This is a genomic window from Vibrio sp. Y176 (assembly GCF_033438945.1).
The window spans coordinates 1-677 of record NZ_JAWOQS010000582.1 but is presented as its reverse complement, the minus strand read 5'-3'; the positions used below and the strand labels follow the sequence as shown (position 1 = coordinate 677).

At 50.1% G+C, this 677-nt stretch carries 1 protein-coding gene; it reads left to right on the top strand.

The genetic code is table 11. The features are described 5' to 3' along the window. Window positions 1–677, top strand: a 677-nt coding sequence (locus R7O13_RS27425; RefSeq protein ID WP_318305268.1) for a BCCT family transporter, incomplete at both ends; no start/stop codon positions are given.

Below are 677 nucleotides of genomic sequence, written 5' to 3'. Positions count from 1 at the left end.
TCCCAGATAACTTCATTACCCAAAGCATGGTGATTGTCGCTGCCATCGTGATGTACACGCTTTCGGCGCTAAGTGGCGTAAGCAAAGGCATCCAACTTGTGAGCCGTTACAACATCATCCTGTCGGTACTGCTGATCGGTTACATCCTGTTCTTTGGCCCAACGAGCTTTATTATTGATGGCTATGTGCAAGGCGTAGGCCGCATGGTGGATAACTTTTTCCCGATGGCGCTTTATCGCGGTGACACTGGCTGGTTAAGCTGGTGGACAGTGTTCTTCTGGGGTTGGTTTATTGGTTACGGGCCAATGATGGCAATCTTCATCGCGCGTATTTCGCGTGGCCGTACAATTCGCCAATTGATTTTGTCCATCAGTATTGCTGCGCCGCTGATCACCTGTTTTTGGTTCAGCATCGTGGGCGGTAGCGGTTTAGCATTCGAGCTCGCTAATCCGGGATTGATCTCTTCGGCTTTCGAAGGCTTCAACCTTCCAGCCGTATTGCTTGCAATCACTGGTGAACTGCCATTTCCGATGATCATTTCGGTGCTGTTCTTGATTTTGACCACCACCTTCATCGTTACGACTGGTGACTCGATGACCTACACCATCAGTGTGGTAATGACGGGTTCTGCAGAGCCAAACGCAGTGATTCGCTCGTTTTGGGGATTGATGATGGGC